The 7,646-nt window shown below is 68.4% G+C and carries 5 protein-coding genes and 1 rRNA gene; 4 read left to right on the forward strand and 2 right to left on the reverse strand.

Annotation, left to right across the window (positions count from 1 at the left end; all coding sequences use genetic code 11):
- Positions 1 to 42 precede the first annotated feature (42 nt).
- The 3 genes from ACFOYY_RS36800 (at position 43) to ACFOYY_RS36810 (ending at position 5,603) form a co-directional block, all read left to right on the forward strand.
- The gene (locus ACFOYY_RS36800; RefSeq protein WP_386195872.1) at positions 43 to 2,406 is read left to right on the forward strand and encodes an HAD-IC family P-type ATPase; all 2,364 of its coding nucleotides are present in this window, start codon (positions 43 to 45) and stop codon (positions 2,404 to 2,406) included.
- Positions 2,403 to 4,130, forward strand: coding sequence for an arginine--tRNA ligase (gene argS, locus ACFOYY_RS36805; RefSeq protein WP_362779176.1), 1,728 nt, complete (start codon positions 2,403 to 2,405; stop codon positions 4,128 to 4,130). The genes ACFOYY_RS36800 and argS overlap by 4 nt, the downstream gene beginning before the upstream one ends.
- 150 nt (positions 4,131 to 4,280) lie before the next feature.
- Positions 4,281 to 5,603, forward strand: a complete 1,323-nt coding sequence (locus tag ACFOYY_RS36810) for a hypothetical protein (protein WP_386195884.1) — start codon at positions 4,281 to 4,283, stop codon at positions 5,601 to 5,603.
- Positions 5,604 to 5,648: 45 nt separating this feature from the next.
- Here ACFOYY_RS36810 and ACFOYY_RS36815 read toward each other — a convergent pair whose 3' ends face one another.
- Positions 5,649 to 6,035, reverse strand: a complete 387-nt coding sequence (locus tag ACFOYY_RS36815) for a cell division protein SepF (RefSeq protein ID WP_352014340.1) — start codon at positions 6,033 to 6,035, stop codon at positions 5,649 to 5,651.
- Positions 6,036 to 6,228: 193 nt separating this feature from the next.
- On the opposite strand from ACFOYY_RS36815, the gene ACFOYY_RS36820 reads away from it, so the two are divergent.
- Positions 6,229 to 7,032, forward strand: coding sequence for a PhzF family phenazine biosynthesis protein (locus ACFOYY_RS36820; RefSeq protein ID WP_386195875.1), 804 nt, complete (start codon positions 6,229 to 6,231; stop codon positions 7,030 to 7,032).
- Between the two features lie 334 nt (positions 7,033 to 7,366).
- Here the strand turns inward: ACFOYY_RS36820 and rrf are convergent.
- Positions 7,367 to 7,483: ribosomal RNA gene (gene rrf, locus ACFOYY_RS36825) — 5S ribosomal RNA — on the reverse strand.
- Positions 7,484 to 7,646 lie beyond the last annotated feature (163 nt).

Here is a 7,646-nt window from a genome sequence, read left to right on the forward strand (position 1 = left end):
CCCCGTATGGTGGGATTCGCACCGACCTCGGGGGGACGACACGTGGAGCAGCTGGCCGACCGAGGGCTGACCACGGCCGAAATCGCCGAACGCACGGCCCGGGGACAGGTCAACGAGGTGAGCAGGCGGTCGAGCAGGTCGCTGTCGGCGATCGTCCGCGCCAACGTCCTCACCCTGTTCAACGCGGTGATCGCCGCGCTCTGGGTCCTGATCATGATCTTCGGACAGTGGCAGGACGGCCTCTTCGGGCTGGTGATCGTCGCCAACTCCGCGATCGGCATCGTCCAGGAGTTACGGGCCAAGCGCACCCTCGACCGGCTCGCCGTCGTCAACGAGGCCCCGGTCAGGGTCAGAAGGAACGGCGCGGAGACCGAGATCCCGCCCAGGAAGGTCGTGCTCGGCGACCTGATCCTGCTCTGCCCCGGCGACCGCCTGCTGGTCGACGGCGAGATCACGGGCTCCGGCGGCCTGGAGATCGACGAATCCCTGCTCACCGGGGAGGCCGACCCGGTGCACAAGGCCGTCGGCGACCAGGTGCTCTCCGGCAGCTTCGTGGTCGCGGGCACCGGGTCCTATGTCGCGACCAAGGTCGGTGACGACGCCTACGCCGCCAAACTCGCCCAGGAGGCCAGCGCCTTCGGCCTGGCGCACTCCGAACTGCGCGCGGGTGTCACCAGGTTCATCAAGTACATCACCTGGCTGGTCGTCCCCATCGGCATGCTGCTCACCTGGAGCCAGCTCAACAAGGCGGAGGACTTCGGCCAGGCCGTCACCGGCGCCGTCGCGGGCATCGTCACCATGATCCCCGAAGGGCTGGTGCTGATGACGAGCATCGCCTTCGCCGTCGGCGTCGTCCGGCTCGGCCGCCGCCGCTGCCTGGTCCAGGAACTCCCCGCGATCGAGATCCTGGCCCGGGTCGACGTGCTCTGCCTCGACAAGACCGGCACCCTCACCGCGGGCGGCATGAACCTGGCCGAGGTGCGTTCCCTCGCCGACGACCCGCTCACCCCCTCGCTCACCACTGAGGCCCTGGCCGCGCTCGCCAACCTGGAGGAGACCCCCAACCCGACCGTCCAGGCCATCAGGGTCGCCCACCCCGCCCCGCCCGGCTGGCGCGCGACCACGACCGTCCCCTTCTCCTCGGCCCGCAAGTGGAGCGGAGCGGAGTTCGCCGGCAAGGGCGCCTGGGTCCTCGGCGCCGCCGACGTCCTGCTCACCCCCGAGACCCCCGGGTACGGCCAGGCCGCCGACCTGGCCGCGACCGGCCTGCGCGTGCTCGCCCTCGGCAGGGTCGCCACCCTGAACGACCCCGTGGGCTCCGTCGAGCCCCGGGCCCTCGTCGTGCTCGAACAGCGCATCCGCCCCGAGGCCGCCGACACCCTGCGCTACTTCGCCGAACAGGGTGTCGCCATAAAGATCATCTCGGGGGACAACCCCGAGTCCGTCTCCGCCATCGCCACCGCTCTCGGCGTCCCCGGCGGGCGCGACGCGGTCGACGCCCGCACTCTGCCGGAGGACGACCCGGACAAACTCTCCGAGATCCTCGACACGAACACCGTCTTCGGCCGGGTGACCCCGCACCAGAAACGGCTCTTCGTCAGCGCCCTGCAGTCCAGGGGCCACACGGTCGCGATGACCGGCGACGGCGTCAACGACGTCCTGGCCCTCAAGGACGCCGACCTCGGTGTGGCGATGGGCTCCGGCAGCGGCGCGACCAGGGCGGTCGCCCAGATCGTGTTGATGGACGACGACTTCACCAGCCTGCCCTCCGTGGTCGGCGAGGGCAGACGGGTGCTGGCCAACATCGAACGCGTCTCCAGCCTCTTCCTCACCAAGACCTTCTACGCGCTCGTCCTGTCGCTGCTCGCAGGAATCTTCGGGCTCGCCTTCCCGTTCACCCCCCGGCACTCCACGCTGGTCAACGCGCTGACCATCGGTGTCCCCGCCTTCTTCCTCGCGCTCGCGCCGAGCAGCGAACGGGCCAAACCGGGGTTCGTGCCCCGGGTGCTCCGCCTGGCGATCCCCTGGGGAGTGGTCTGCGCGCTGGCCGTCCACCTGTCGTACCTCCTGGCCGAGACCCGCGGCGCGACCCCGGAGGAGAGCCGTACCGCGGCCGTCATCACCCTCTTCCTGGTGACCTGGTGGGCGCTGGTCCTGATCGCCAGGCCGTACCTGTGGTGGCGCGTCACACTGGTCGGGGCCATGGTGGTGCTGTTCGCGCTGTCCCTCGCCGTACCGTTCACCCGCGAGTTCTTCGCGCTCACCCTCAGCGACCCCGCCGACGACGTGGTCTCGATCGCGATCAGCGTGGTCGCCGCGCTCGCCCTGACGATCGTCTTCCGGGTCATGCGACCGGTCGATAAATCGCCGGTTCAGGACAGACCAACCGATACCCTTGAGGTATGACCGACCCGCAACTCGTGCTCACCGAGCGCGTCCAGCAGGCGCTGGGCGCCGCCTTCGGTGCTGAGTACACCGACGCAGACCCGCTGATCCGTCCCTCGCAGTTCGCCGACTACCAGGCGAACGTCGCGATGAGTCTGAGCAAGCGACTGCGACGAGCCCCGCGGGAGGTCGCCCAGGAGATCGCCGACCGGCTCACCGACTTCCCCGGCACCGTCGAGGTCAGCGGCCCCGGCTTCCTGAACATCACCCTCTCCGACGACTGGATCACCGCCCAGGCCAACGAGTCGCTCGCCGACCCGCGCACGGGCGTGGCCCTGACCGGCTCCCCGCAGACCGTGGTCATCGACTACTCCGCGCCGAACGCCGCCAAGGAGATGCACGTCGGCCACCTGCGCACGACCATCGTCGGCGACGCGCTGGCCCGTGTCCACGAGCACATCGGCAACCGGGTCGTCCGGCAGAACCACCTGGGTGACTGGGGCACCCCCTTCGGCATGCTCATCGAGCACCTGCTCGACATCGGCGAGAAGGCCGCCGTCGCCCAGCTGGAGGCGGGCGAGGGCAACGCCTACTACCAGGCGGCCAGGGCCAAGTTCGACTCCGACCCGGAGTTCAACCAGCGCGCCCGCTCCCGGGTCGTCACCCTCCAGGCCGAAGAGCCGGAGACCATGCGGCTGTGGCACATCTTCATGAACGCCACCGTCCGCTACTTCAACAAGGTCTACACCCAGCTCGGCGTCACGCTGACCGACGACGACATCGCCGGCGAGAGCATGTACAACCCCGTGCTCGCCCAGGTCTGCGACGAGCTCCAGGAGCGCGGCATCGCCGTCGTCAGCGACGGCGCGCTGTGCGTCTTCCCGCCCGGCTTCACCGGGCGCGAGGGCCAGCCGCTCCCCTTCATGATCCGCAAGAGCGACGGCGGGTACGGCTACGCCACCACCGACATGGCCACGATCCGCTACCGCGTCCAGGACCTCAAGGCCGACCGGCTCCTCTACGTGATCGGCGCGACCCAGGCCCAGCACATGTCGATGCTGTTCGCCTCCGCCAAGATCGCCGGTTGGCTGCCCGACCACGTCCACGCGGAGCACGTCCAGATCGGCAGCGTGCTCGGCAGCGACGGCAAGATGTTCAAGACCCGTAGCGGCGAGTCGGTCAAACTCCTCGAACTCCTCAACGAGGCAGAGGTCCGCGCCGCCGAGGTCATCCGTGACAGCGACTACGGCGACGAGGAGCGCAGGGAGATCGCCCACGCCGTCGGCATAGGCGCGGTCAAGTACGCCGACCTGTCGGTCAGTCACGACAGCGAGTACGTCTTCGACTTCGACCGCATGCTCGCCCTGACCGGCAACACCGGCCCCTACCTGCAGTACGCCCAGGCGCGGATCCGCTCCATCTTCCGCAAGGGCGAGGTCGACCCGGCGCAGGCGACCGGCCCGATCGTCATCGGCCACCCGGCCGAACGGGCCCTGGCGCTGCGACTGCTCGGGTTCGGTGCCGCCGTCGCGGAGATGGCCGAAAGCTCCGCCCCGCACAAGCTCGCCGCCTACCTCTTCGACACCGCCAGCGCCTTCACGACGTTCTTCGAGAACTGCCCCGTCCTGAAGAGCGACGTCGACCCGGCCGTGCGCGCCTCCCGGCTCGCCCTGTGCGCCCTCACCCTGCGTGTCCTGGACACCGGTCTGGGCCTGCTCGGCGTCCCGGTACCCGACCGTATGTGAGCCGTTCCGCCGGATGATCACCTCGATTCGGCAAATCGAGGTGATCATCCGGCAAAGTTCGATTCGGCGCGCCTCCCGAGGGGGATGACCGAATCGCACTACGCTGGCGCGGTCATCGGTCACAACTTCGGAGAGTTCTCTGCCTTGAGCATGGACCTGACCGCGAACCCTCACGCCAAGACGGAGTTGCACCGCTACGCCGAGGCGCTCCTGACGAACCTGGCCGCCGACGCCACCTGTTCCACGATTCCCGCCCCCACGAGCTCGACGAACGTTCCCGACTACTGGCTGTCCCCCGCCGTCGAGGCCCTGCTGCTCCTCCTGCGGGGACAGGACGCCGTCGAACCGCTCGGCCGCGCCGCCCAACTCGACGATCGGCGCACCGCCCTGTTCCTGTGTCTCTCCCTGGCCCTGTGCGGGCAGGGCGAACGCATCCACGCCTCCTGGATGGGCACCGCCTTCGGCGAACTGTCCCTCGACCGTCCGGTGTCCCACGGCCAGCGCGCGCTCTGGCTCGCCGCCGCCCAGGGAGCGTACGGCCCGGCGGGCAAGATCTTCGTGCTCCGCAAACTCGACGCGGTCGCCGTACCCTCACGATCCGAACCCGCCAGATGGTTGAGCGCGCTGACCCCGCACGAACCGTCGATGGTCGTGCCGCCCTCGCTGGTCGACTTCCCCGAACTGGCCGAGTTCCCCGAGTTGGCGCAGCCGGTCCAGGCCTCCGCCCAGCTCACCCGCCTGCTCGGCCGCTGCACCGAGATCACCACGACCAGGGCCGCCGGCACGGGCCGTACGTCACGCGCCCTGTGGTCGGCGGAGGAGACCCTGATCGTACTGCGCGGCCTGGTGCGGCCGGAGCGCGTCGTGAAGGGGCCGCAGCGGCCGGAGAAGCCGCTCACCGAGCACCTGCTGGACGACCTGCGGCCCTCCTCCGACCCGGCCCTCGCGGCCATCGCGCTGCACGTCGCCGCGCCGATCGTACGGACCGCCGCGGAGAGCCTGACCAGGGCCACGCAGGTGGCGCCGCCCGAGTCGGTCTCCATCCCGCTCCTCGGTCACCGGGTGATCCTGCGGCCCTCGGGTCCCGACCCCGAATCCCTGGCCGCCGCCGAACGGCACATCGCCGTGGAAGGCGTGCAGACCCTGGGCAAGCCCTGGCTCGCCTACTCCCTGCTGGCCCTGGCGGTGACCGCCCTGGTCGTCGCGGCCGTCACCCCGGCCACGCTGCCCCCCGCCGTGCTGGCGCTACTGCTGGCCGCGGGAGGGGCGCACCAGCTCTGGTCGCGCCGCCGACGTGAGCGGGCGGACGCCGAATATGTCACGAAGCAGCTCTCCGAGCTGCGGGAACTGGCCGACGGCGCGGTGTGGGCCCTGCACGAGTACGCCCGTGAGGCCGACAAACGCGCCCAGGGAGCCACCTCCGACCTGGCGGAACTCACCCGCCTGCTGCGCAGGGGCCCCCGGGCCGCCTAGCCGTACGGCCTCACACGACCCGGGGCACCGCTGTGACTTCGGGGATCAGGCGGTGGTGATCTCCACATCCGCGGGGGCCAGCAGGAAGACTTTCTCCGCGATGCGCTCGATGTGCCCCTCGCAGCCGTAGGCCAGCCCCGCCGCGAAGTCCACCATTCTTGTGGCTTCCGCGGTGCTCATGCAATTGACATCCATGATGACGGTCTGGCCTTCACGGAAGTGCTTGCCGATGATCGGAGCGTCGTTGTACTTACGCGGAGTGAGCATGACGATGCGGGAGGGCTCGACGACGGCGCGCCAGCGCTTGGCCGCACGCTCCGAGGCCGGCTGCCAGTCCTCGCCCTCGACCTCGTCCTCGTAGTCGTAGGCCTCGTCGTAGTCCTCAGCTCCACCCAGCCCCAGGTAGCTCGCCACCTTACGCACTGCCCCCATCGGCTTGTCCTTTCCTACAGGACCGCGCCGTACTCGGCCTGTCCCTACAACCTTGGACGTTAACCGACGAAGTAAGGTTCGCCGCGCGACACGCCCAGCGCATATTCCCACTTTGTACGGCTAGCGCACCGGTCCTGTCTGGCCTCTCTACCCGCTTTGGGCTGCTTATCTCCCACATGGCTAGAGTTACGCCATGCATATATACACAGTTGATTCGTTTACTGATCAATTTTTCAAGGGCAACCCGGCGGGGGTCTGTATACTCGATAACCCCACGCCGGACGGCTGGATGCAGGACCTCGCCGCGGAGATGCGGCACTCCGAGACCGCGTTCCTGCTCGGCGGACAGCCCGGCGAGCCGTACTCCCTGCGTTGGTTCACGCCGAAGACCGAGGTTGATCTTTGCGGTCACGCGACGCTGGCCGCGGCGCATGTGCTCTACTCCACCGGGCCCGCGCCGGACACCCTCAGGTTCAGCACCAGGAGCGGAATCCTGTCCACGACCAGGGAGAACAACGGCCTGATCAGCATGGACTTCCCCGGTAAGACCCTTGAGGAGGTCGCCCCTCCCGAAGGGCTACTGGCGGCACTCGGGGTCGAGCCCCGGTGGGTCGGTAAGAACGTCTGGGACTATCTGGTCGAGGTCGAGTCCGAGGAGGCGGTACGGGCCGCCTCTCCCGACCTCCGCGCGCTGGAGGCCGTGGACGCGAGAGGGATCATCGTCACGGCCCAAGCATCGCAGCCTGGCGTGGACTACGTCTCCCGGTTTTTCGCCCCCCGGGTCGGCATCCCGGAGGACCCGGTGACCGGTTCGGCCCACTGTGCCCTGGCACCTTGGTGGTCGAGCCGGCTCGGCTCGGACACGTTGCTCGGCGCCCAGCTGTCCGAGCGTGGCGGCCTGGTTCGCACGACCGTACGGGGAGACCGGGTGGAGCTGGCCGGCCGAGCGGTAACCGTCCTGTCCGGCGAACTCCACGCCCTCCCACCCCGCTCCTGAAACAAAAAGGGGCAGCTACCGCCGCCCCTCAAACACCCACACGCACCCCAAAGCCAGACATACACAAAAAAGGAGGACAGCTCCCGCCACCCCCCACGCCCCGCCTGGAACACCACCACACCACACCAAAAACCCCAGGGAACCCAGAACCAACCCCGCGGGGAACCCACACAAAAAAGGGGCGGCCTTCGCCACCCCACACCCAGGGAACAACCCCAACAGCCAAACACAAACAAAAAACGGGGGGCAGCCCACAACCACCCCACCTACGCACACACCCCTGAAAAACAAAAAAAGGGGGGCCACCCCAAAGGATGACCCCCCACAAAAAATTGTCCGGCGGCGACCTACTCTCCCACACCGTCCCCGGTGCAGTACCATCGGCGCTGAAGAGCTTAACTTCCGGGTTCGGAATGTAACCGGGTGTTTCCCCTTCGCCATAACCGCCGTAACACTATGAAACACACAAACAACCACCGCACCAACACGGGTGTTTGCTGTCTCAGAATTGCCTAGTGGACGCGAGCAAAACCCCACCACACCACAACCATGGTCTGCGATGGACAAAAACAACCTTGAGGTCAAGTCCTCGGCCTATTAGTACCGGTCAGCTC

This window comes from Streptosporangium jomthongense, from assembly GCF_042650425.1.
Classification (GTDB): Bacteria; Actinomycetota; Actinomycetes; order Streptosporangiales; family Streptosporangiaceae; genus Streptosporangium.

Excerpts from the sequence above, each read along its gene's own strand:
- argS (WP_362779176.1), top strand. The coding sequence starts at position 2,403 with ATGACCGACCCGCAACTCGTGCTCACCGAGCGCGTCCAGCAGGCGCTG.
- ACFOYY_RS36810 (WP_386195884.1), top strand. The coding sequence starts at position 4,281 with ATGGACCTGACCGCGAACCCTCACGCCAAGACGGAGTTGCACCGCTAC.
- ACFOYY_RS36815 (WP_352014340.1), bottom strand. The coding sequence starts at position 6,035 with ATGGGGGCAGTGCGTAAGGTGGCGAGCTACCTGGGGCTGGGTGGAGCT.
- ACFOYY_RS36820 (WP_386195875.1), top strand. The coding sequence starts at position 6,229 with ATGCATATATACACAGTTGATTCGTTTACTGATCAATTTTTCAAGGGC.